This window comes from Nocardioides sp. J9, assembly GCF_007829375.1.
Lineage (GTDB): Bacteria > Actinomycetota > Actinomycetes > Propionibacteriales > Nocardioidaceae > Nocardioides.
Genome location: NZ_VLJQ01000113.1, coordinates 1 through 23,114 on the forward strand (window position 1 = coordinate 1; position 23,114 = coordinate 23,114).

A 23,114-nucleotide genomic window follows, 5' to 3' on the forward strand; every position below is an offset into this window, starting at 1 on the left:
GCGGCAGCCGCGGCCTTCGGGGCCGGGGCGGACTCCTCGATTGGCTCGTAGGAGCCGGTCTCGAGGTGGCGCTGGCGCTCTTCGGCGGAGTAGATGCCGAGGGCGGAGCGCTGCTCGAAGGAGAGGTAGTCGAGGGCCAGGCGGCGGAAGACGTAGTCCATGATCGACTGCGACATCCGGACGTCCGGGTCGTCGGTGAGGCCGGCGGGCTCGAAGCGCAGGTTGGTGAACTTCGAGACGTAGGTCTCCAGCGGGACGCCGTACTGCAGGCCGATCGAGACCGCGATCGAGAAGGCGTCCATCACGCCGGCCAGGGTCGAGCCCTGCTTGCCGAGCTTGAGGAAGATCTCGCCGAGGCTGCCGTCGTCGTGGGCGCCGGAGGTCATGTAGCCCTCGGCACCGGCGACGGTGAACGACGTGGTCCGGGCCTGGCGCGACTTCGGCAGGCGCTTGCGGGTCGGGGCGTAGACGACCTTCTCCACGACCTTCTCGACGACCTTGGTCGCCTCGGCGGCCTCGGCCGCGTCCGCGGCGTCCTTCTTCGCCTTGCCGCCGCCGTCGGCGAGCGGCTGGCCGACCTTGCAGTTGTCGCGGTAGATCGCGGTGGCCTTGAGGCCGAGCTTCCACGACTCCATGTAGATCTGCTCGATGTCCTCGACCGTCGCCGTCTCCGGCAGGTTGACGGTCTTGGAGATCGCGCCGGACAGGAACGGCTGGCAGGCGGCCATCATCTTCACGTGGCCCATGGGCTTGAGCGCACGCTCGCCCATGGCGGTGTCGAAGACCTCGTAGTGCTCCGGCTTGAGGCCGGGGGCGTCGACGACGTGGCCGTGCTCGCCGATGTAGGCGACGATCGCCTCGACCTTCTCCTCGTCGTAGCCCAGCTTCTTCAGGGCCCGCGGGATGGTCTGGTTGACGATCTGCAGCGAGCCGCCGCCGACGAGCTTCTTGAACTTCACCAGGGAGAAGTCGGGCTCGATGCCGGTGGTGTCGCAGTCCATCATGAAGCCGATGGTGCCGGTCGGGGCGAGCACGGAGGCCTGGGCGTTGCGGAAGCCGTTGGTCTTGCCGAGCTCGACGACCTTCGCCCACTCCTCCGTCGCGGCCTTGTGCACCGCGGCGTCGGCGATGTGCAGCGTGCGCACGTCGTCGTTGGCGGCCTGGTGCTTGCGCATGACGCGGTTGTGCGCCTCGGCGTTGCGGGCGTAGCCGGCGTAGGGTCCGACGATGCCGGCGAGCTCCGCCGAGCGACGGTACGACGTGCCGGTCATCAGCGAGGTGATGGTGGCCGCCATCGCACGACCGCCGTCGGAGTCGTAGCCCAGGCCCATCGCCATCAGCAGGGCGCCGAGGTTGGCGTAGCCGATGCCGAGCTGGCGGTAGTCGCGGGTGGTCTCGCCGATCGCCTCGGTCGGGAAGTCAGCGAAGCAGATGGAGATGTCCATCGCGGTGATGATCAGCTCGACGGCCTTGGCGAACAGCTCGGCGTCGAAGGTGTCGTCGTCCTTGAGGAACTTCAGCAGGTTCAGCGACGCGAGGTTGCACGAGGAGTTGTCGAGCGACATGTACTCCGAGCACGGGTTGGACGCGGTGATCCGGCCGGTCTCGGGGTTGGTGTGCCAGGCGTTGATCGTGTCGTCGTACTGCAGGCCGGGGTCGGCGCAGGCCCAGGCGGCCTCGCTGATCTTGCGGAACAGCGAGCGGGCGTCGACGGTCTCGATGACCTCGCCGGTGGTGCGGGCACGCAGGCCGAACTCGGTGCCCTCCTCGACGGCCTTCATGAACTCGTCAGTGACGCGCACCGAGTTGTTGGCGTTCTGGTACTGCACGGACGTGATGTCCTTGCCGCCCAGGTCCATGTCGAAGCCGGCGTCGCGCAGGGCGCGGATCTTGTCCTCCTCGCGCCACTTGGTCTCGACGAACTCCTCGATGTCGGGGTGGTCGACGTCGAGGACGACCATCTTGGCCGCACGACGCGTGGCGCCGCCCGACTTGATGGTGCCCGCCGAGGCGTCGGCGCCGCGCATGAAGGAGACCGGGCCGGAGGCCGTGCCGCCGGACTTGAGCAGCTCCTTGGAGGAGCGGATGCGGGAGAGGTTCAGGCCGGCGCCGGAGCCGCCCTTGAAGATGAAGCCCTCCTCCTTGTACCAGTTGAGGATCGAGTCCATCGAGTCGTCCACCGACAGGATGAAGCAGGCCGACACCTGCTGCGGGGACTGCGTGCCGACGTTGAACCACACCGGGGAGTTGAACGAGAAGTACTGGTGGACGAGCAGCCAGGTCAGCTCGTGCTCGAAGACCTCCGCGTCCGCCGCCGTCGCGAAGTAGCCGTTCTCCAGGCCCGCCTCCACGTAGCGGGAGACCACGCGGTCGACGAGCTGGCGCAGGCCGGTCTCGCGCTCCGGGGTGCCGACCGCGCCGCGGAAGTACTTGGTGGTGACGATCGTCGAGGCGTTCAGCGACCAGAAGTCGGGGAACTCCACACCGAGCTGCTCGAAGACGGTCTCGCCGGTCTTCCAGTTGGTCTGGACGACGTCGCGCCGCTCCCAGGTGATCTCGTCGTACGGGTGCACGCCCTCGGTGCTGAAGACCCGCTCGATCTTCAGGCCCTTGCGGGCGGGTGCGCCTGCCTCGGTCGGGTTGCTGGCCGTCTCGGTCATGACTCTCCTGGTGCGCTGGTCGGCTGTGCTGTCGGCGGTGGTGCGGATGCTGCGTGGGTGGTGCGGGTGCTGCGTGCCCCGATCGGTCGGGACAGGGAAGCTGGTGGCCCGGCAGGCAGCTTCCCCACTACCTGCCGGGCGTCTGTGGTCAGCCCGTCGGGGCTGGGTCGCCCTGCAACTGGCGCTCGGCGCGCAGGAGGGCGATCTCGTTCTCGAAGTCGGCCGCGGACTCGAACCCGCGGTAGACCGAGGCGAAGCGGAGGTAGGCCACCTCGTCGAGGCGGCGCAGGGGGTTGAGGATCGCCAGGCCCACCTCGTGGGCGGCGATCTCGGGGCTGCCGGCCAGCCGGAGCTGGTCCTCGACCTCCTGGCCGAGCAGGGCCAGGTCGTCCTCGCCGACCGGACGGCCCTTGCAGGCCTTCCGTACGCCGGCGACAGCCTTCTCGCGGTTGAACGGCTCGGTGGCGCCGGAGCGCTTGAGCACCGTGAGCTGCATGAGCTCGACCGTCGTGAACCGCTTCTCGCAGTCCTGGGACTGGCAGACCCGCCGGCGGCGGATCGAGCAGCCGTCCTCGGCGACCCGGGAGTCGAGGACCTTGGTGTCGTGGTGCTTGCAGTACGGACAGTGCATGGTTCCTCCTCCCGGGATCGACGTCCCGGACCGCGGAAACCTGTGGATAACCTGGTCTCCGCCGTGCAGAACGGGTACTGATCTGTGTATCGCCACCCCCAGTCCTGTGGACTAGATGTGGAGAACTACATCGTTGTAACTACTAGATGTAGTGGTAACCGTACGCCCCGGCCACCACGGGTGCAAGACCGGGGGCGGGAGAGTTGCCGGAAGTTTTGCCCGGCACCGCGTTTGCGCAGGTCACGAGCGGGACGAGACTGTCCGGGACTATCGTCTGACCGGCGCGTCTCGGGTCCGCGCCGCTCGCACCACCCCCCAACCAGGAGCCGAACATGCCTGCCCTGCCCACCCGAGCCCGCCTTCGTCGTACCGTCGCCGCCACGGCCGCTGCCGCGGCCCTCCCGCTGGCGTTGTCCGCGTGCGGCGAGGCCGCCGAGCAGATCACCGAGCGCGCCATCGAGAAGGCCGCCGAGGACGCCGGCGGCGCCGACGTCGACATCGACGCCGACTCCGGCGAGGTGAAGGTCGAGAGCAGCGACGGCTCGTTCTCCTACGGGACCGGCAAGCTCCCCGAGGGCTTCCCCGAGGAGGTCCCGGTCACCGACGGGGAGATCGTCTCCGGCGCGTCGACGACCAGCGGGGGCAAGCCCGGCTTCGTCGTCCAGCTGCAGGTGCCGGGCGGGACCGACGAGGTCGCCGCCCGGATCGGCGACGAGCTGGGGGCCGCCGGCTTCACCCGCGACGACGAGGCGAGCGCGGCCGGCATCTCCAGCTACGAGAACGACGCGTGGGAGGTCATCGTCGGGACGCTCACCGAGGCGGACGGCAAGACCTTCGTGCAGTACTCCGTCACGGGCCGCTGAGGCCGATCGCGGGGCGGGCACCCACCAGGTTGGGTGATCGGCAACAATGACGACCGTGGCAGGTGGGAAGCGCGCGGGCAGCCGCGCAGGGAGCAAGGCGCGACCGCGCTTTCGGGCCGACCTCCTGCTCCTCGCGGTCGGCATCACCTTCGCCCTCGTGGCGTGGGGGTACCTCGTCCTGGCGGCCATCGACTTCGGTGCCGACGCCCGGCACGACGGCGACGGCAGCGCCTGGTTCTTCCTCGCGGTCGCCTCGCTCGGCGGCATGCTCTGCCTCTTCCTCGCCTTCATGCTGGCGGTGCGCCTGTCCCGGGCCCTCGGCCTCACCTCGGCCCCCGAGCCGCGGCCGAAGCGCGACCCGAACGCGCCGAAGGGCGGCAAGCGCGCGGCTCGCTGAGCCGCTTGCCTGCCACCCTTCGTCTTTTCCCCTGCTCCGCTGGGGTCGAGGCAGCGGAGAGTCGGTGGGCGCGCTACTGCGCGGCCGGGATGCGCAGCTGCTGGCCGGCGTAGACCATGCTGCCCTCGAGGGTGTTGAGGTCCTGGATGTCGGCCATCGCGCCGCGCACGTCGCCGCCGGTCGCGGCCGCGACGCCGGAGGCGATGTCCCACAGGGTCTCGCCGGGCGCGACGGTGACGACCTGGACGGCCGGGGCGCCGCCGTCCTCGCGGGTCGCCGCCGACCCGGCGGCCACCGCGACGGSCAGCGCCGCGACGACGAGGAAGGCCAGGACGAACACGACGACGCGGCCGCGGCGGGTCAGCCGGACCTGGCCCCGTGGCGCGGCGGCCCGTGGCTGCGCGCCGCGGCGGGCGGCGGGAGCGACGCGGGCGGTGCTGACGCGGTGCGGGGCGATGCTGATCGTGCTCATGTCTGGTGACCTCCGGGGAAGGGAGCGGGCCGAGTCCGGGACTCCGGGGAGGAGTCTGCGGACGGGGTCCGACGGAAGGCTGTTCGACCATGCGTTCGATCGAACATGTGTACGAGGTTAGATCACACGTTCGAACAAATCCAGCACCTGTTCGAAATCCTGTTCGACCGTGTCGCAGCCACTGCCACGCCGCAGAAGTGGGCCGTGGGCCGCGACACGCCCTTCGAACAGGTGTTTGAAACAGCGCGGCGGGATCGGTTAGCGTCGTCACACCAGGCCGGTGGGACGACCGGCCGCCACAGCGAACGGGAGGCACCCCCATGGCGGAGCGCAAGGCAGGCCGCGGCGTCACCGAGCTGCCGGACGGTCCCCCGGACGCGACCGGGCTGACGCCGCGCCAGCAGCGCGTGCTGGCCCACATCAAGGACAGCATCGAGAAGCGCGGCTACCCGCCGAGCATGCGCGAGATCGGCCAGGCGGTCGGCCTCACCAGCACCTCCAGCGTCGCCCACCAGCTGCGGGTGCTCGAGGAGAAGGGCTACCTCAAGCGCGACCCGAACCGGCCCCGCGCCCTCGAGGTGTTCCTGCCCGAGGTGATGGCGGCCCGCAAGGCGATGGGCTCGGCCGAGGAGACGTCGTACGACGAGACCGGGATCGGCGACGCCGCCCCGGTCCCGGCCAACGTGCCGGTCGTCGGCCGGATCGCCGCCGGCGGCCCGATCCTGGCCGAGGAGCGCGTCGAGGACGTCTTCCCGCTCCCCCGCCAGCTCGTCGGCGACGGCCAGCTCTTCCTGCTCGAGGTCAGCGGCGAGTCGATGATCGAGGCTGCCATCTGCGACGGCGACTACGTGGTGATCCGCCAGCAGCCGACCGCCGAGAACGGCGAGATCGTCGCAGCGATGATCGACGGCGAGGCCACCGTGAAGACCTTCCAGCGCAAGGACGGCAAGGTCTGGCTGCTCCCGCACAACCCCGCCTTCGAGCCGATCGACGGCACGAACGCCACGATCCTCGGCAAGGTGACGGCCGTGCTGAGGCGTGTCTGACGCCACTTCTCACGTAGGGTCGGTGGGTCCCCTGACGTCCCCCCGTGAGGCCTTCCCCCGTGACCCCTCGACGTGCACCGTGGGCCGCCGTGCTGGCTGCTCTCCTGGCCGTGCCCCTGCTCGCCGCACCGGCTGGAGCTGACGACCCGGCGACCGACCCCGCCCCCGTGACGGCCGAGGAGACGGCCGAGGCAGCCCTGGCCGCGGTCGAGGAGATCATCGAGTCCGGTGCGGCCGCCGCCGACTCCGGTGACGCCGGCACGGGCGACGCTGGTGACCCCGACGCCACTGACGGCACCCACGACGCAGACCACACCGGCGACGAGCCGGCGACCGAGGGCCTGCGTGCCGGCGGCAAGGACCTGACGCTGGCCCTGCGCGACCTCGCCGCCGCACGCTCGGACCTGCCGAAGTCGAAGCGGGAGGCCGCGGGCCGCTTGCTGGCGCGTCCCGACGACAGCCTGGTCGTGTGCAACGACCGGGACGAGGGCGACCTCGTCTGCTACGGCGGGCGCGAGGGCGTCAAGCGCACCTGCAACAGCATGCTGTGCGTGCACTGGGTGAACCGGAAGACGAGCGCCCGGCACGGTGTGCCCGGCGAGAACGACGGTCCGGGTGGGCGCTATCCCGGCAAGGCCGGCGGCGCCCCTGACTACGTCGAGTTCGTGCTGTCCACCCTGACGCGGGTCGCGCAGACCTACCGCAAGGCCGGCTACCGCGACGTGCTGAGCGACGGCACGAAGGGTGGTGACGCGCGCCCGGACATCTACCTGGGCGAGCTGGGCGACCTCGGCGCCTACGGCTACTGCACCACCGACGACCACTCGGTCACCGAGCACGTGCCGGCCCCGGCGTACTGCGTGCTGGACAACGACTACGCCGAGTTCGGGATCGCCCCGCGGTCCGCGCTGCGGGCCACGGCGGCGCACGAGTGGTTCCACGCGGTCCAGTTCGCCTACGACCTCAACGAGGACGCCTGGCTGATGGAGGCCACCGCCACCTGGATCGAGGACCAGGTCTTCGACGGGATCAACGACAACCGCAACTACCTGCCCTACGGCCCCCTGGCGCCGCCCCCCCCCCGCGGCCCCCGCCCCCCCCGGCCCCCCCCCCCCCCCAGCCAGCCCAGCCAGTACGGCTCGTGGATCTTCTTCCAGTTCCTGGGCGAGCGCTACCCGAGCTCGGCCGGCGGGATGCCGATCATCGTCCGCGAGATCTGGCGTCGCCTCGCCCACGACGGTGGGGTCGGTGCCAAGGGCATGTACTCCGTCGAGGCGGTGCGCTCCTCGCTCTCGAAGCGCGGGTCGTCCCTGGCGACGGAGCTCTCGAAGTTCACGATCTGGAACCGGCGGCCGGCGGCGTTCTACGACGAGGGGGCGGCCTACCGCGCCTCGCCCACCCGGCGCACCTTCAACCTGCGCGGCGGCGCGCCCGCCGGCTCGTTCCGGTTCCGGCTCGACCACCTGGCGGCGTCCACGGTGCGCTTCAACCGCGGGTCCGGCCTGACGAAGCGGCACTGGGTGCAGCTCAAGCTCAACCTCAACGACCGGGCCGTCGGCAGTCGCGCCGTGCTCACCGTGAAGCGCAAGGGCAAGGCGGCGAAGACCTCGATGGTCAGCCTCAACGTGCACGGCAACCGGGCCTTCGACGTGCGCTTCGGCCCCGCTGTCCAGTGGATCGACGTCACGGTGCTGAACACCAGCACCCGGTTCGGCGGTTGTGACGACCCGGACCGTGACGCCAGCACGACGTGCCACGGGTTCGCCCGCGACGACAACCGGCTGCAGGCCGTCACCGGCCGGGCGTACCGCCGCTGAGCCGCTTCAGGGCGCCGCGCGCCACCGCCGGGTCGGTCGTGGGCCACATGGGCGGCAGGCTCGCCTTGAGGAAGGACCCGTAGCGGGCGGTGGCCAGCCGCGGGTCGAGCACCGCGACGACCCCGCGGTCGCTGGTCGTGCGGATCAGGCGGCCCGCGCCCTGCGCGAGCAGCAGCGCCGCGTGGGTCGCGGCGACCTGCATGAAGCCGTTGCCACCAGCCCGGTCGGCTGCCTTCTGCCGGGCGCTCATCAGCGGGTCGTCGGGCCGGGGGAACGGGATGCGGTCGATGAGCACCAGCTGGCAGGTCTCGCCCGGGACGTCGAGGCCCTGCCACAGGCCCAGCGTGCCGAACAGGCAGGTGTGCGGGTCCTCGACGAACTGGCGGGCCAGCTCGGGCAGCTGGGCCTCGCCCTGGGCGAGGGTGGTCAGGTGCGGCAGCGCCGAGCGGACGTGCTCGGCGGCGGCCTCGGCCGCGCGGCGGCTGGAGAAGAGCCCGAGGGTACGGCCGTCGGCGGCGTCGACGAGCTCGGCGATCTCGTCGAGCTGGGCCGGACCGAGCCCGTCGCGGCCCGGCGGTGGCAGGTGTCGGGCGACATAGAGGATGCCCTGCTTGCCGTAGTCGAACGGGCTGCCGACGTCGATGCCGCGCCACGGCTGCTCGGCGTCGGGCATCGGCTTGAGCCCCACGGAGCGGGCGACGGAGTTGAAGTCGCCACCGAGCATCAGCGTCGCCGAGGTCATCACGACGGTGTTGTCGGCGAGCAGCTTGTCGCGCATCTGGCCCCACACCTGCAGCGGCGCCACGCACAACATCGGCGGCAGGCGGTCGGTGCCCTCGGTGCGCCAGAGCACGTCGTTGTCTGAGCCGGCCGACATCCGCTCCGCGGTCGTGAAGACCTCCTGCACCATGCCCCTGGCCTGGGTCATGGCGGCGTCGGGCTCCTTCCCGGACTCGGCCTTCGGGAACGCCGAGATGCAGGCGCGGGCCGCGTCGCGCACCAGCGCCAGCGCGTCGGCGAGGTCCTCGGGCAGCCGCTCGAAGCGTCCGGCCGGGGCCTCGCTGATCGCCGCGCGCAGGGCGTCGGCGGCGTCGGCGAGGTCGTCGGCCTCGTTGCCCTCGACGTGGCGGACGCTGCGGCGGGCCGCCCGCTCCACCTCGGCCGCCCAGAGCTCGTCGGTCGCCGCCTGGGTCACGCGGGCGGCCAGCTCGTGCGCCTCGTCGATCACGACGGCGTCGTACTCGGGGATCATCGGGATGCCCTCGATCGCGTCGATCGCGAGCAGCGAGTGGTTGGTGATGATCAGGTGCGAGCGCTGGGCCTTCTCCTTCGCCTTCTCGGCGAAGCACTCCTGGCCGTAGGGGCACTTGCTGGCGCCGACGCACTCACGGGCGCTGACGCTGACCTGGCGCCACTCCTTCTCGGTGKGGSGGGGGGCGTCGTCGCGCTCGCCGCTGCCGCCGTCCTCGGCGGAGCGGGTCGCCCACTCGCGCAGCGCGAGCACCTTGGCGCCCATCGACCCCTCGGGCAGCTGCACCAGCTCGCCCTGGTCGTCGGGGGCTCCCTCGCGGATGCGGTGCAGGCAGGCGTAGTTGGAGCGGCCCTTGAGCACGGCGTAGCTGGCGTCGAGGCCGGGGGTGGTGCCGACGGCCTTGACCAGCCGTGGCAGGTCGCGCTCGACGAGCTGGTGCTGGAGGGCCAGCGTCGCGGTCGCGATGACGACCCGCTTGTCGTGGAGCAGCGCCGGGACGAGGTAGCCGAGCGACTTGCCGGTGCCGGTGCCGGCCTGGACGAGGAGGTGCTCCTTGTCGGCGAACGCCTGCGCGACCGCGTCGGCCATCGCGACCTGGCCGGAGCGCTCCTGGCCGCCGAGCGCTGCCACGGCCGTGGCGAGCAGCTCGCGCACGGGGCTGGCGTCGACGTCCGGGTGGGTGCTCACCGGAGCACCCTAGATGGCCCGGCCGACGCTCCGGCTGCTGGCTCCACAGGCGGGCGGCCTCAGGTGGCGAGCATCTCCCGCACCCGCGCGGCGACGACGTCGCCGAAGGTGCGGTGCCCGGCCGGGTCCGGGTGGAGGTCGTCGTCGAGGAAGGTCAGCTCGGTCCCCAGCATCGAGAGGTACGACGCCTGGTGCTCGCGCGCGATCCGGGCGAGCGTGGCGTCGACCCGCTCGGCGTGGGACCGCGGCCGGTCGGGGGTCACCGGCGGCCCGACCACCAGCACGCGCCGGCCGTCGAGGCGGCGCAGCAGCCGCTCGACCCCCTCCTCCAGCTCGGCGGCGGGCCGGTCGGTGTCGTTCAGTCCGCCCTCGACCACGACCAGGTCGGTGGCGGGGCGCAGCGCGGCGGGGGCACGGGTGCCGTAGGAGACGTCGCCGCACGGGCTGGCTCCGACGCTGAACCCGCTGCCGGAGAAGCCGTCGACGCGGACCCGGCCGGGCAGCCGGACCGGCCACGAGTCGCGCAGCGCGACACCGGCGCCCACCGAGTAGGAGTCGCCGATGACCAGCACCTCCGGCCCGCTGCCGGTGACCAGCCGGCTGCGCTGCTCGGCCCGGTCGGCGCGACGCGCGCAGGGGTCGGCGTCCGCGCCGGCGCGGCCCCAGACCAGCGCCGTGGCGACGACGACCAGGCCCAGCGCGAGCAGCACGCCGAGCAGGCGGGGGCGGGAGTGGCGCCGAGTCACCGGAGGATCATCCGTCGTGCTGGCCGTGCGGGGAGCCCTTTCGGCGAAGATCAGGCGAAATCGTGACCGGACCGTCGCCGTAGTGCGCCGTACTGCCTCAGACGGCGAAGTCGGCGAGCTCGCCGGCGAGCGCCTCGGTGGCGCGGCCGGTGACGTGCGTGCCGTCGGCGGTGTGCTCGAGCGCGGTGATCTCACCGTCCTTGTGGATCCGGTCGATGAGGTCGCCGCGGGCGTAGGGCACCAGCGCGGTGAACTCGACGCGGGGGCGCGGCAAGTCGGCCTCGACGGCGGCGATCGCCTCGGCGATGCCCTCCCCCGTCTTCGCCGACACCGCGACGGAGTGCGGCTCGCGGCGGCGCAGCCGGTCGATGACGAGCGGGTCGGCGGCGTCGACCTTGTTGATGATCACCAGCTCGGGGATGTCGCCCGCCTCGATCTCGGCGAGCACCTCCCGCACGGCACTGATCTGGCCCTCGGGGTCGGGGTGCGAGCCGTCGACGACGTGGACGATGAGGTCGGCGTCGGCGACCTCCTCCAGCGTCGAGCGGAACGCCTCGACCAGCTGGTGGGGCAGGTGCCGGACGAAGCCGACGGTGTCGCTCATCGTGTAGACGCGGCCGTCGGGGGTCTGGGTGCGCCGGGTGGTCGGGTCGAGGGTCGCGAACAGCGCGTCCTCGACGAGCACGCCCGCGCCGGTGAGCCGGTTGAGCAGCGAGGACTTGCCGGCGTTGGTGTAGCCGGCGATGGCGACCGACGGGACCTCGTTGCGTCGGCGCTCCTGGCGCTTGGTGTCGCGGGTGCCCTTCATGACCTTCAGCTCGCGGCGGAGCTTGGCGATCCGGTCGTTGATCCGGCGCCGGTCCGTCTCGATCTTGGTCTCACCGGGGCCACGGCCACCGATGCCGTCACCGCCGGCGGCGCGACCACCAGCCTGGCGGGAGAGGTTGCCACCCCAGCCGCGCAGCCGCTGCTTCATGTAGTTGAGCTGGGCCAGCTCGACCTGGGCCTGGCCCTCCTTCGACTTCGCGTGCTGGGCGAAGATGTCGAGGATGAGCGCGGTCCGGTCGACGACCTTGACCTTGACCCGGTCCTCCAGGTTGCGCAGCTGCGACGGCGCGAGCTCGCCGTCGCAGATGACGGTGTCGGCGCCGGTGGCCTCCACGATCTCGCGCAGGCCCTCGACCTTGCCGCGGCCGATGTAGGTGGCGGGGTCGGGCGACTGGCGGCGCTGGTAGATCGCGTCGAGCACCTCGGACCCGGCAGTCTCGGCGAGCAGCGCGAGCTCGGCCATCGCGTTCTCGACGTCGGCGACGGTGCCCTCGGTCCACACGCCGACGAGCACGACCCGCTCCAGGCGGAGCTGGCGGTACTCGACCTCGGTGATGTCCTCGAGCTCGGTGCGCAGCCCAGCGACGCGGCGCAGCTCGTGGCGCGCGGCGAGGTCGAGGTCGCCGGTGGTGGGGTCGCTCAGGGCGACGTCGTCGGCGTAGCCGGACTCCCAGCCGTCGTCGTCATCATCGGCGCGGTCGGCGCGGTCGGCGCGGTCGGTGGTGGGGTCGGTGTCGAGGTCGTCGACCAGGTCGTCGGGGTCGTCCCAGCCCTCGGTGGCTCGCAGGGCGGCGGCGAGGGAGAAGTCTTCAGCATGGTTCGTCATAGGCGTCTCCAGCGTAACCACGGGGTCGGCCGGATGCTTCCCGATTTCCGCCCGGCCCCCACCACACCGCGAGGTGCGCACCATCTGCGGATCCGCACTACTTGCGTGTCCGCAGTTTGTGCGGCACCATGGAGGACATGAGCAGCCATGAGGACCACGCCCGCCCCACGACGCTGGACGACGTGCGGCGGGCCCTCGACGAGGCGGAGGGGAGGGATTCCGTCGGAGCCCTCCCCTACCTTCGCCAGGCAGCTGATCGCCTCACCGAGCTCATCGACGAGGCGATGGCGACCGCGGTGCTGACCGGCCAGGCGTCCCTGCGTGGGGCGGGGGCGCAGGCCGGCCTCACCGAGAACGCGGTCGGACCCCGGCTGGCCCGCACCCGGACCCTCGGCGCGTACGCCGACGACCGGGGCCGGGTGACGGCCGCCGGGGTCGAGCGCGCGAAGTACGACCTGGAGACAGGTCAGCCGCGGCAACCCGCCGCACCCCCGGCGCCGATGCGGTTCAAGCCGCGCCGGCCCAGCTGAGGACGCCCACCGGCGTCCGGAACGGAGGAACCATGACCCGAGCCGACCTCACCCACCTGTACTTCCTGCTGGACCGCAGCGGGTCGATGCAGTCCATCAAGACCGACACCGAGGGTGGCTTCGCCGCCTTCGTGGCCGAGCAGCAGGCGCTGCCCGGCGAGTGCCGGGTCACCCTCGCCCAGTTCGACAACGAGTACGACGTCGTCTACTCCGGCGTCCCGGTCGAGGAGGTCCCGCCGCTGGACCTGCAGCCGCGCGGGTCGACCGCGCTGCTCGACGCGATGGGCCGGCTGGTCACCACCGCCGGCACGGAGCTCGCCGCGCTGCCCGAGGACGAGCGGCCGGGCACGGTGATCGTCGCGATCATGACCGACGGCCACGAGAACGCCAGCCAGGAGTGGACGCACCCGGCGATCAAGGCGCTGGTCGAGCAGCAGACCACCGACTACGCGTGGCAGTTCCTCTACATGGGGGCCGACCAGGACGCGATCGAGGTGGGCGCCCGGCTCGGCGTCAGCCGCGACGCGTCGGTCACCTACGGCCGCGGCAAGACCCGCGACGTGCTGGCGATGACCTCGCAGAAGCTCGGCAAGCTCCGCGGCGACCGGATGGCCGCCCCGGCGGGCGCGCCGGCACCGATGATGGACGGCTACACCCGCGAGGAGCGCGACCGGGTCGGCGAGTGACCGACTGAGCTGCTGACGGCCGGCCGTCGTACGGGCAGAGACGCGAGCGCCCGGCGTGGGGACCCCACGCCGGGCGCTCGTCGTCGGACCTGGGTGGTCAGCTCACTTGGGAGGCATCCGGATGCCGCCGTCGACGCGGACGACCTCGCCGTTCATGTAGGAGTTGGTGAGGCACTCGACGACCATCGACGCCAGCTCCGCGCCGGTGCCCAGGCGCTTCGGGAAGAGCACGCTCTCGCCGAGCTTGGCCTTGAACGCCTCGGCCTGCTCGCCCTCGCCGTAGATCGGGGTGTCGATCAGGCCCGGCGCGACGGTGTTGAGGCGGATGCCCGCGGCCGCGAGGTCACGCGCGACCGGCAGGGTCATGCCGACGACACCACCCTTCGACGCGGAGTACGACGCCTGGCCGATCTGGCCGTCGAACGCAGCCACGCTGGCGAGGTTCACGATCGCGCCGCGGCAGCCGTCCTCGTCCGCCTCGTTCTGGCTCATCACGGTGGCGGCCTGGCGGACCATGTCGAAGGTGCCGATCAGGTTGATCGCGACGACCTTCGTGAACGCCTCGAGCGAGTGCGCCGACTCCAGCTGGCCGTCGCGACCGATCGTGCGCTGCGCCCAGCCGATGCCGGCGGAGTTCACGACCGCGCGGATCGGGGCGATGTCGGCCGCAGCCTTGACGGCCGCGCCGATCTGCTCGCTGTTGGTGACGTCGACCTGCGCGAAGACGCCGTTGATCTCGGCGGCAAGGGCCTCACCCTTGTCGGCCTGGAGGTCGGCGACGACGACGGTCGCGCCCTTGGCGGCGAGCGCACGGGCGACGGCGGCGCCGATGCCCGACGCACCGCCGGTAACGATGGCAGAGGATCCGGTGAGTTCCATGCGCCGGACTCTAACGCTCGTCGGAGCCGGTTTCAGAGCGTGGTCTGCCCCTCGGCCACGACCACCGCGGGCCCGGTCATCAGCACCCGGTCGTCGGCGGTCCAGGTGATCCGCAGGGTGCCTCCGGGGAGGTCGACGCGGTACTCGGTGTCGCGCTCCGCGCGGTCGGCCAGGGCGGTGGCGACCATGACGGCGCAGGCGCCGGTGCCGCAGGAGCGGGTCTCGCCGGAGCCGCGCTCGTGCACCCGCATCGCGACGTGCCGCGGGCCGCGACGCACGACGAGCTCCACGTTGACGCCGGCGGGGTAGACGGCCGGGTCGTGGGCCGGGGCGTCGAGCAGCGGACCGACGTCGTCGAGGCTGGCGCCGTCGCCGAGGAAGGCGACGGCGTGCGGGTTGCCCATGTCGACGTGCAGGGCGTCCCACTCCTGCTCCCCCACGGCGACCGAGGTCAGCTCGAGGACCTTCGGGATGCCCATGTCGACGGTGATCTCGCCGTCCGGCGTACCGCCGGCGAAGGCGAGGACCTTCACCCCGGCCCGGGTGGCGACGGGGACCGGGCCGGTCGGGTCGACGAGGCCCTGCTCGGCGAGGTGGCGGCCGAAGACGCGCACGCCGTTGCCGCACATCTCCGAGACCGAGCCGTCGGCGTTGCGGTAGTCCATGAACCACTCGGCGTCCTGGCCTGCGCCGGCCTCGCCGACGGCGGCGGTGCGGATGACGCGCAGCACGCCGTCGCCGCCGATGCCGGTGCCGGCGTGGCGGTCGCACAGGGCGCGGACCCGGTCGGCCGGCAGGTCGCCGTGCACCGCGCCGTCGTGGTCGGGCAGCAGGACGAAGTCGTTCTCGGTGCCGTGGCCCTTGAGGAACGGGTAGCCGTCAGGAGACATAGATGCCCTCCTCGTAGCTGGGGCCGTAGTAGGCGTCGAGCTCCTCGAGGCTCGCACCCCGCCGCTCGAAGCGCTGCGCCACCACGGCGCGCCGCGGGACGATCCCCTCGGGGTCCCAGGTCTCCGGGCGCCACAGCTGCGAGCGCAGGAACGCCTTGGCGCAGTGGAAGAAGACCGTCTCGACCTCCACGACGAGCGCGAGCACCGGCCGGTGGCCCTTGACGACCATCTCGTCGAAGAACGGCGCGTCGCTGACCAGCCTGGCGCGGCCGTTGACCCGCAGCGTGTCGCCACGGCCCGGGATCAGGAAGACCAGGCCGACGTGCGGGTTGGCGAGCACGTTGCGGTAGCCGTCCGCGCGCCGGTTGCCCGGTCGCTCGGCGATGGCGATGGTGCGGTCGTCGAGGACGTGCACGAGGCTGCCGGCCGGGTCGCCCTTCGGCGAGACGTCGCAGCGCCCGTCGGCGTCGGCGGTGCCGACGATGCAGAACGGCGAGGCCGCCAGCCAGTCGCGGTCGACGTCGGTCAGCACGTCCCGCTCCTTGGCGCGCGCCGCGGGTGCGGGCTCGCCGAGGAGCGCGGTCAGCGCCGCGTCGTCACGGATCTCGGTCCACGTCCCGTCCCAGGTCACGGGACAAGGGTAGGCCGGACCACCCCGGCGGCTCCTCCCCCGCGGCGCGTGGGCTCGGCCACGGCCGTCAGCCGGCCGTCCGGCCCGAGCTCGACCGCGGCGACGGCACCGATCTCCGAGGCGCTCGACCCGGGTGGCCCGGCGACGGTGAAGCCGTGCCCGTACGACGCCAGCGCGTCGCCGTACGCGTCGATGAACGCCTGCTCGGCGGTCACGCTGGCCGTGTTGCGCTGCGAGGCGCGGGGCGCGGCGACCGCCTCCGGCAGGCTCATGCCGAGGTCGATGCGGTTCATCAGCACCTGCAGGACCGTGGTGATGATCGTCGACCCGCCCGGCGAGCCGACGGCGAGCACCGGCTGGCCGTCGCGCAGCACGATCGTCGGCGACATCGAGCTGCGCGGGCGCTTGCCCGGCTGGATGCGGTTGGGGTCGGCCTCGTCGTAGACCGTCGAGAAGTCGGTCAGCTCGTTGTTGAGCAGGAAGCCGCGGCCGGGCACGACGATCCCCGACCCGCCGGTCTGCTCGATGGTGAGCGTGTAGGCGACGACGTTGCCCCACCGGTCGGCGGTGGTGAGGTGGGTGGTGGAGAGGTTCTCGGTGTCCGGGTCCTCGACCCCCTCACCGGCGGGCGCGTCGCACACGCCGTCGTACGACGTCACGTCGCCTGCCGGCACCGGCTTGGTCGCGGCGGCGTCGGGGTCGACCTGGCAGGCCCGCTCCCTGGCGAAGGTGTCGTCGAGGAGGGCGTCGACGGGCACGTCGACGTAGGCGGCGTCGCCGACGTACCTGCCGCGGTCGGCGAAGGCGAGGGCGCTGGCCTCGAGGTACTGGTGCAGCGCAGCGACGTCGTCGGCCGGCGGCTCGAGCTGCTCGAGGATGTTGAGCGCCTCGCCGACGGTGGTGCCGCCGGAGGACGACGGCGCCATGCCGTAGACGTCGTAGCCGCGGTAGTCGACCGACGTCGGCGCCTGCACCAGCGCGCGGTAGGCCGCGAGGTCGGCGGTGGTCATGTCGCCGGTGGGCACCGGCAGGTCGGTCTCGCCGCTGAGCGGCGGCCGCTGCACGGTGCGGGCGACCTCCTTGCCGAGCGCGCCGCGGTAGAGCCAGTCGACGCCGTGGGCGCCGAGCTGGCGGTAGGTGCGGGCGAGGTCCTTGTTGCGGAAGACGCTGCCGACCTCCGGCACCTTGCCGCCGGGCAGGAAGAGCTTCTTCGAGCTGGTGAAGGTGCGGAAGCGCTCGGCGTTCTCGCTGGTCTGCAGGGCGAAGGTCGGGTCGACGACGAAGCCGTGCTGGGCCAGGTCGGCTGCGGGCTGCAGCGCCTTCCTGAGCGACAGCTTGCCCCACCGGTCGAGGGCCTCCTGCCAGGTGGCGGGCGTGCCGGGCACGCCGACCGAGACGCCGCTGGTGACGAGGTCGGGCGTGAACGGCCAGGGTTGGCCGGTCTCCGGGTCGATGAAGGCGTCCGGCTGCATCGCGGCCGGCGCGGTCTCGCGGCCGTCGATCGTGGTGACCTCGCCGGTACGGGCGTCGTAGTGCACGAAGTACCCGCCGCCGCCGATGCCGGCGCTGTAGGGCTCGGTGACCCCGAGCGCCGCCGCGGTGGCGACCGCGGCGTCGGCGGCGGTGCCGCCGCGGCGCAGCACCTCCAGCCCGATCCGGGTCGCGTCGGGGTCGACGGAGCTGACCGCACCGCCGAACCCGGTCGCGGTCGCGACCTTCGGCGGCGGCTTCGGCCCGGGCTTCGCCGGCGCGGGGCCGGGCGCGACGAGCGCGGTGGTCAGGGCGACGGTGGTCGCAGCGGCCAGCACGGCTCCGCGACGGAGGTGGGTACGGCGCACGGTGTCCTCCCGAGACTGTGGTCCGACTCCCTCCACCATCCCCCCGCTGTCAAGGCCACGGTCAGTCCTGCCGGTCCTCCAGCAGCGGCCCGTCGACCTCGTAGCGCGCGGTGACGAAGGCGCCGTTGGGCGCGGTCTCGGCGAGCCGCAGCTCGAGCCGGCGCGGCAGGACCGGCCGGCCGGCGCCGAGGGTCACCGGTGCGATCGACACGATGACCTCGTCGAGCAGGCCGGCGTCAGCGAACTGCCCGGCGAGGTCTCCCCCGCCGATCACCCAGATGTCGAGCTCGCCGGCGGCGGAGCGCAGGTCGTCGTACACCTCGGTGACCGGGCCGGACGCGAAGCGCAGGTCGGCGCCGTCGATCGTCGGCAGGTCGCGGCTGGTCATCACCCAGGCAGGCATCGAGTAGGACCAGTCTTCGCCGGTGCGCTGCAGGTGGTCGCGCACCCACAGGTAGGTCGTCGAGCCCATCACCACCGCGCCGACGCGCTTGATGAACTCGCCGTAGTCCTGCGGCCCGCCCTCGTCCTGCGGCTGGCGCAGCAGCCAGGCCAGCGAATCGTCGGGGTCGGCGATGAAGCCGTCGAGGGTGGTGGCGGTGTAGTAGGTGGTGCGGGTCATCGGTCTCCTCCGGTGGGGGTGTCGCGGTGCTCGTCGAGCTCGCGGCGCAGCCAGTTGATGGGGTCGCCGTCGTCGAGGTCGAGGCCGGTGCCGCGCAGCCACGACCGCACGAGCAGCCGCCGGTGGCCGCTGTAGGTCAGCACGTGGGCGACGATGCTGCTGAGCACGAACGACTCGGGCGGCTCGCACAGCGCGTCGATGATCAGGTCGTCCCAGCCCCCGCGCCGGTCGATGTCGCGGACGGTGGCGAGCCAGCGCCCGGCGACCGCGTCGTGCCGCTCGAGCAGCGCGGCCGGGGTGGGTTGCCGGTCGACGGCGGGGAAGTCGGTCCCCTCGATGGCCGCGAGCCACACCTCCTTGGCGAAGACGGTCCGCTCGAGGACGACCGCGACGGACTCCTCGGGCCCCTCCCAGGCAGCGACCTCGTGGCCGGGCACCCGGACCCGGGCCCACTCGTCGGTGCTGATGCCCTTGGCGTGCTCGATGAGGAGGCGGGTGTCGTCGAGGTCGTGGCGGACCTGCTGGTCGGTGACCGGGTTCATCGTCTGCTCCGTGCTGTGCACCCACAGGCTCGTGGGCGGGTGGAAGTGGATGCCGCGTTATTGAGGGGCCAGCCACACGCTGCCGCCGGCGGTGCCGGTCTCGCTGGGGGCGTGCCCGAACGCGCGGGTGAACGCCCGGCTGAACCCCTCGACGGACTCGTAGCCCGCCTCCCACGCGGCGTCGGTGACCGTCGCACCGTGCCGCAGCCGCCAGGCCGCGCGCTCGAGCATCACCCGTCGCCGCAGCGCGACCGGCGCCTCGCCGACGTCGCGGGAGAGCATCCGGCTGAAGTGGTACGGCGACGCGTGGGCGCCGCCCGCCATGTCGCCGAGCGTGCGGTTGCCCTCGTCGAGCACGGCGTCGAGGAGCTCGCGCAGGCGGTCACGGCCGCTCGGGGTGGTGGTCACACGACGAGTGTGGACCGTGCCGGGCGGCGGGCGCTTGACCGTTCTTGCCTTCTTCCTGCAGGCCCCGCGTGCGGGGCACGGGTCGTCAGCGCCGCGGCACGACTACCCGCGCGACCAGCAGGTTGTGGTCGGGCTGGTGGATGGCCGAGGCGTCGCCGTACGTCGCGACGACGTTGCGGTAGAAGGTGAAGCCGCCGGTGCCGCGCGCGAGGATGTAGTCGGTCCGTCCGCCGACGCCCGTCACCGACCGCGGCGGTCGGGCGACGTGCTTGTTGAGGGTGCCGTACTCGACCCCGACCTTGGTGACCGCGCTCTGGGCGTCCCAGAAGCCCGCGCGGACGAAGGTCGGCTGGCCCTCGCCGACGCAACCGGCGTTCTCGTCGCAGTAGCCGGCGCCGGCCGGGAGCCCGCCGCCGCCGAAATTGCCCTTGAGGTCCCCCAGCACCAGCGTCGGCACGCCGCCGCGGTTGACGGCGGCGATCCTGTCGAGAAGTGCGCTGGCCGCGAGGTGGGCGTCGCGCTTGCGCTCCTTGACGGTGGCCCCGGCGTCGAAGCGACGCCGGTCCTCCAGGTGGACCGAGACGACGAAGATGTCCTGCCGGCCCGGCGCCCAGGCGCCCAGCGCGGGTGTGAGCCGGACGGCCGGCGCCGGCAGCGGCGTGGCCGCGGACTTGTCGGAGGCGCGGCCCACGTCGACCTTGCCGCCGAGGACGGCCCGCCAGGCGCCGGTGCGCCAGAGCACCCGCTGCGCGCCGACGCCCCACTGGGTCCAGTCCTTCTGGCCCTCGGCGTCGGCAAGGCGCCGGACCAGGTCCTTCGCGGTCTGCTCCCTGGCCTCCTGCAGCGCGACGACGTCGAGACCCCGGCGCGCGATGTTGTCGGCGATGTTGGCGATCTTGCGCGGCCGCGAGCTCGTCGTCGGCGACAGCTCGACGTTGTAGGAGCCGACGCTGACCAGGTCCCCGGTCCCGGGGTCGCGGGGTCGCGGGAAGGCGCCGACGTACTGCGTGCGGCGGGCCTTCGACGTGCAACCGGTGTCGTACTGCAGCTGCGCGAAGACCGCGTTGCCGTAGGCCGGGGCGAGGAACCGGTCCCCCGCGGCGGGGGTGGCCGGGAGCGGGATGGTGGCTGAGCGGTCACCCGACGCCTGCCACCGCGTGTAGTTGTGGGAGAAGTCGGCCCACTGCCCGTGCGCCGCCGCCGACCAGTCGAGGCGGTAGCGGGCGGCGTACCGCGCCGCCGTCCACGTGAAGCGCACCGCCTGCTCGCTGACCTGCGCGGACGAAGGCGCGGCCAGGCGGGGCGTGCCGAGCGGGCCGAGCGTGAAGCGCAGGCCCCGGGGCCGCGACCACGCACCGACCGTGCCCTGGCGCACCGCGCGGACCTGGGCGTACCAGGTGACACAGCGGTTGCCGAGCGTCGGCGACGTCGCAGCGCGGGTGGTCACCCGCTGCACCGTCGCCTTCGACAGCGCAGCCTGGCTCCGCGCCCAGCGGACCTGGTAGGTCGCGCCGGGGACGGCCTTCCAGCGCACCTTGAGCCGCGTGCCCGCCCAGTCCTGGCCAGCCGCGGCCAGCCCGGTCACGGTCGGCGTGCGGGCAGCCTGGGCCGGCCCGGGCGCGCCCACAGCGGCGAGCAGGCCGAGCAGCACGGCGACCAGCACGCCGGGCACGGTGCCGGCAGCGACAGGCCGGGGGCGGTAGCTCACAGGTTCCTCCGATCAGCGCTCCCACGGTAGGTCGGCCCCGCGGCCGCCCGGGCATCGTCGGCGATGTCGATCGGTCCGACCTGATGGCCCGTGAGGACCACCTTAACGACGCCGACCGGTACCGTCCGGGCATGGGCACAGCCGTCGTCGTCGGCAGCGGACCGAACGGCCTCGCCGGCGCGATCCGGCTCGCACAGGCCGGGCTGGCGGTGACGGTCGTCGAGGCGCACGAGGGTCCCGGCGGCGGCACGCGCACCAGCGAGCTCACCCTCCCCGGCGTGCTGCACGACGAGTGCGCGGCCTTCCACCCGACCGGGGTGGCGTCGCCCTTCCTCGCCTCCCTCCGCCTCGACCGGCACGGCCTGCGCTGGCTGTGGCCCGAGGTCGACCTCGCCCACCCGCTCGACGACGGGCGCGCCGGCATCGCGTCCCGGGACCTGGCCGCCTCCGCCGCCTCGCTGGGCGAGGACGCGGAACGCTGGCGCGCGACCTTCTCCCCGATCGTGCGCCGCTTCGACGACCTCATGGACGAGGTGCTGCAACCCGTGGTGCACCTGCCGCGGCACCCCGTCCCGTACGCCCGCTTCGGCGCCCGGGCGCTCCTGCCCGCGACGTGGGCCGGCGCCCGCTTCCGCGACGCCCCCGCCCGCGCGCTGTTCATGGGCGCCGCGGCGCACGCCTTCGGCCGCCTCGACACCCCGCTGACCACCTCCGTCGGGCTGCTGCTCGCCGCCTCCGCCCACGCCGTGGGCTGGCCCGTCGCCGAGGGCGGCACCGAGGCGATCACCCGGGCCCTGGTCGCCGAGCTCGCCGAGCTCGGTGGACGCGTCGTGACCGACCTACGCGCTGACTCCCTCGAGCAGCTGCACGACCTCGTCGGCGGCCGGCCGGACGTCGTACTGCTCGACACGGCGCCGGCCGGTGCCCTGCGCATCCTCGGCGACCACCTCCCCGCCCGGGTGCGCCGCGGCCTGACCCGCTTCCGCTACGGCCCGGCCGCCTTCAAGGTCGACCTCGCCGTCGAGGGCGACATCCCGTGGACCAACGAGGCGTGCCGCCGCGCCGGCACCGTGCACCTCGGCGGTACGGCGGAGCAGGTCGCCGCCGTCGAGAAGGACACCGTGCGCGGCCGGATGCCCGACCAGCCCTTCGTCCTGCTCGGCCAGCAGTACCTCGCCGACCCCTCCCGCTCCTCCGGCTCGGTCAACCCGGTCTACGCCTACGCCCACGTCCCGCACGGCTACACCGGCGACGCCACCGATGCGATCCTCGGCCAGGTCGAGCGCTTCGCCCCCGGCTTCCGTGACCGCGTCCTCGCCGTCTCCACCCGCGGCCCGGCGAAGCTCGAGGCCTACAACGCGAACTACGTCGGCGGCGACATCTCCGCCGGCGCCAACACCGCCCGCCAGCTCCTCTTCCGCCCCCGCCCCGCCCTCGACCCCTACTGGCTCGGCATCGACGGCGTCTACCTCTGCTCCTCCGCCACCCCGCCCGGCGGCGGGGTGCACGGGATGTGCGGGTTCAACGCCGCCGAGCGGGCGCTGCGGCGGCTCGGGGTGGGGTGATCGGCACGGCTCCCAGAGCCGGCGACAAGATGGCTGGGTAGGTAGTCCGGTCCGGCGGTCGGCTTGCGGTTGCGTAGGTGGACGGGGATGGTCCCGGTGGGCTGCGGTCACGCAGCTGGCACAGCTGCGAAAGGCAGCGACGAGAGGACTGGGGAGGTGGTCGGGTCCGCCTGTCGGCTCGCGGGTCGTAGGTGGGGCGGTGTTGGTCTCGGCGCGCACCCAGCTCCCGGTGGTTGAGGTGCGACGAGCGCTAGCGAGGAGCCTCGAAACCACCGGGCCTTCAATGCGGACTGTGGATAGAGAATCCGGAGAATCCCCAGTCCACAGGCGGGTTTCCGGCCGACCTTTGYGATGCTCCTATTCCTGTCAAGCGGCTTGGAGCCATGTTCGGTAGCGCTGGGTGAAGTCGCGGTCGAACGCGACGCCGCGCTCGATGCGGCTGACGTGGGCCTGGCAGGTCCCGAGCGCTTCGACCACCACCCGCAGGGGCAAGTTCTTCTCGCGCCGCACCCGGCGCAGGTCCTCGATGTCTGCCAGGGCTGTGGGCGCTTGCAGAAGCTTGAAGACCTCCCGGGCGATGGCGCGTTTGA

The 23,114-nt window shown here is 72.7% G+C and carries 22 protein-coding genes; 7 read left to right on the forward strand and 15 right to left on the reverse strand.

Annotated features, from left to right (window positions below):
- Together L615_RS19435 and nrdR are read right to left on the reverse strand one after the other, a co-directional pair.
- Positions 1 to 2,660, reverse strand: a 2,660-nt coding sequence (locus tag L615_RS19435) for a vitamin B12-dependent ribonucleotide reductase (protein ID WP_145726180.1), incomplete at its 3' end; no start/stop codon positions are given.
- A 148-nt stretch (positions 2,661 to 2,808) separates the two neighbouring features.
- Positions 2,809 to 3,291 (reverse strand): transcriptional regulator NrdR, encoded by a 483-nt coding sequence (gene nrdR, locus L615_RS19440; protein WP_028656619.1) that lies wholly within the window; start codon positions 3,289 to 3,291, stop codon positions 2,809 to 2,811.
- Between the two features lie 332 nt (positions 3,292 to 3,623).
- On the opposite strand from nrdR, the gene L615_RS19445 reads away from it, so the two are divergent.
- Both L615_RS19445 and L615_RS19450 read left to right on the forward strand, forming a co-directional pair.
- Entirely contained in the window at positions 3,624 to 4,154 is a 531-nt protein-coding gene (locus L615_RS19445) for a hypothetical protein (protein WP_145726032.1), read from the forward strand.
- Positions 4,155 to 4,209: 55 nt separating this feature from the next.
- Entirely contained in the window at positions 4,210 to 4,551 is a 342-nt protein-coding gene (locus L615_RS19450; protein WP_145726031.1) for a hypothetical protein, read from the forward strand.
- 73 nt (positions 4,552 to 4,624) lie between these two features.
- Here L615_RS19450 and L615_RS19455 read toward each other — a convergent pair whose 3' ends face one another.
- A complete protein-coding gene (locus tag L615_RS19455) occupies positions 4,625 to 5,023 on the reverse strand; it encodes a LysM peptidoglycan-binding domain-containing protein (RefSeq protein WP_145726181.1) in 399 nt (132 codons plus the stop codon).
- Between the two features lie 320 nt (positions 5,024 to 5,343).
- On the opposite strand from L615_RS19455, the gene lexA reads away from it, so the two are divergent.
- Positions 5,344 to 6,069, forward strand: a complete 726-nt coding sequence (lexA, locus tag L615_RS19460; protein WP_028656615.1) for a transcriptional repressor LexA — start codon at positions 5,344 to 5,346, stop codon at positions 6,067 to 6,069.
- A 59-nt stretch (positions 6,070 to 6,128) separates the two neighbouring features.
- Positions 6,129 to 7,886 carry an MXAN_6640 family putative metalloprotease gene (locus L615_RS19465; RefSeq protein WP_145726182.1) on the forward strand — a complete coding sequence of 586 codons (1,758 nt, stop codon included), beginning with the start codon at positions 6,129 to 6,131 and terminating at the stop codon, positions 7,884 to 7,886.
- Here L615_RS19465 and L615_RS19470 read toward each other — a convergent pair.
- From L615_RS19470 to hflX, 3 genes are all read right to left on the reverse strand, one after another.
- Complete coding sequence (locus tag L615_RS19470; RefSeq protein ID WP_261376771.1) at positions 7,861 to 9,825, reverse strand: ATP-dependent DNA helicase; 1,965 nt, start codon at positions 9,823 to 9,825, stop codon at positions 7,861 to 7,863. The two genes, L615_RS19465 and L615_RS19470, sit on opposite strands and share 26 nt — an antisense overlap.
- Before the next feature lie 59 nt (positions 9,826 to 9,884).
- Positions 9,885 to 10,571, reverse strand: a complete 687-nt coding sequence (locus tag L615_RS19475) for an SGNH/GDSL hydrolase family protein (RefSeq protein ID WP_145726183.1) — start codon at positions 10,569 to 10,571, stop codon at positions 9,885 to 9,887.
- 97 nt (positions 10,572 to 10,668) lie between these two features.
- Positions 10,669 to 12,225 (reverse strand): GTPase HflX, encoded by a 1,557-nt coding sequence (hflX, locus tag L615_RS19480; protein WP_145726184.1) that lies wholly within the window; start codon positions 12,223 to 12,225, stop codon positions 10,669 to 10,671.
- Between the two features lie 137 nt (positions 12,226 to 12,362).
- Here hflX and L615_RS19485 point away from each other — a divergent pair, with 137 nt between their 5' ends.
- Together L615_RS19485 and L615_RS19490 are read left to right on the forward strand one after the other, a co-directional pair.
- Positions 12,363 to 12,755 carry a hypothetical protein gene (locus tag L615_RS19485; protein ID WP_145726185.1) on the forward strand — a complete coding sequence of 131 codons (393 nt, stop codon included), beginning with the start codon at positions 12,363 to 12,365 and terminating at the stop codon, positions 12,753 to 12,755.
- Positions 12,756 to 12,787: 32 nt separating this feature from the next.
- A complete protein-coding gene (locus L615_RS19490; RefSeq protein ID WP_145726186.1) occupies positions 12,788 to 13,441 on the forward strand; it encodes a vWA domain-containing protein in 654 nt (217 codons plus the stop codon).
- Positions 13,442 to 13,543: 102 nt separating this feature from the next.
- Here the strand turns inward: L615_RS19490 and L615_RS19495 are convergent, their stop codons facing one another.
- The 8 genes from L615_RS19495 to L615_RS19525 all read right to left on the reverse strand — a co-directional run bounded on the left by L615_RS19495 (position 13,544) and on the right by L615_RS19525 (position 20,959).
- A complete protein-coding gene (locus tag L615_RS19495; protein WP_145726187.1) occupies positions 13,544 to 14,320 on the reverse strand; it encodes an SDR family NAD(P)-dependent oxidoreductase in 777 nt (258 codons plus the stop codon).
- Positions 14,321 to 14,352: 32 nt separating this feature from the next.
- The gene (gene dapF, locus L615_RS19500; protein WP_145726188.1) at positions 14,353 to 15,210 is read right to left on the reverse strand and encodes a diaminopimelate epimerase; all 858 of its coding nucleotides are present in this window, start codon (positions 15,208 to 15,210) and stop codon (positions 14,353 to 14,355) included.
- Positions 15,200 to 15,841 carry a pyridoxamine 5'-phosphate oxidase family protein gene (locus tag L615_RS19505; RefSeq protein ID WP_036518583.1) on the reverse strand — a complete coding sequence of 214 codons (642 nt, stop codon included), beginning with the start codon at positions 15,839 to 15,841 and terminating at the stop codon, positions 15,200 to 15,202. Before L615_RS19505 ends, dapF begins: the two co-directional genes overlap by 11 nt.
- The gene (gene ggt / locus L615_RS19510) at positions 15,838 to 17,679 is read right to left on the reverse strand and encodes a gamma-glutamyltransferase (protein ID WP_261376772.1); all 1,842 of its coding nucleotides are present in this window, start codon (positions 17,677 to 17,679) and stop codon (positions 15,838 to 15,840) included. The genes L615_RS19505 and ggt overlap by 4 nt, the downstream gene beginning before the upstream one ends.
- A 61-nt stretch (positions 17,680 to 17,740) precedes the next feature.
- Positions 17,741 to 18,301 (reverse strand): dihydrofolate reductase family protein, encoded by a 561-nt coding sequence (locus tag L615_RS19515; protein WP_145726190.1) that lies wholly within the window; start codon positions 18,299 to 18,301, stop codon positions 17,741 to 17,743.
- Positions 18,298 to 18,864 (reverse strand): DinB family protein, encoded by a 567-nt coding sequence (locus L615_RS19520; RefSeq protein WP_261376773.1) that lies wholly within the window; start codon positions 18,862 to 18,864, stop codon positions 18,298 to 18,300. Before L615_RS19520 ends, L615_RS19515 begins: the two co-directional genes overlap by 4 nt.
- Before the next feature lie 36 nt (positions 18,865 to 18,900).
- The gene (locus L615_RS24445) at positions 18,901 to 19,251 is read right to left on the reverse strand and encodes a helix-turn-helix transcriptional regulator (RefSeq protein WP_261376774.1); all 351 of its coding nucleotides are present in this window, start codon (positions 19,249 to 19,251) and stop codon (positions 18,901 to 18,903) included.
- An 85-nt stretch (positions 19,252 to 19,336) separates the two neighbouring features.
- Positions 19,337 to 20,959 carry a hypothetical protein gene (locus L615_RS19525; RefSeq protein ID WP_145726191.1) on the reverse strand — a complete coding sequence of 541 codons (1,623 nt, stop codon included), beginning with the start codon at positions 20,957 to 20,959 and terminating at the stop codon, positions 19,337 to 19,339.
- Positions 20,960 to 21,090: 131 nt separating this feature from the next.
- Here L615_RS19525 and L615_RS19530 point away from each other — a divergent pair, with 131 nt between their 5' ends.
- Positions 21,091 to 22,524: an NAD(P)/FAD-dependent oxidoreductase gene (locus L615_RS19530; protein ID WP_145726192.1), complete on the forward strand. Its 1,434-nt coding sequence runs from the start codon at positions 21,091 to 21,093 to the stop codon at positions 22,522 to 22,524.
- Between the two features lie 366 nt (positions 22,525 to 22,890).
- On the opposite strand, the gene L615_RS23550 is transcribed toward L615_RS19530, so the two are convergent.
- Positions 22,891 to 23,114, reverse strand: a 224-nt coding sequence (locus L615_RS23550) for a hypothetical protein (protein ID WP_222430629.1), incomplete at its 5' end; no start/stop codon positions are given.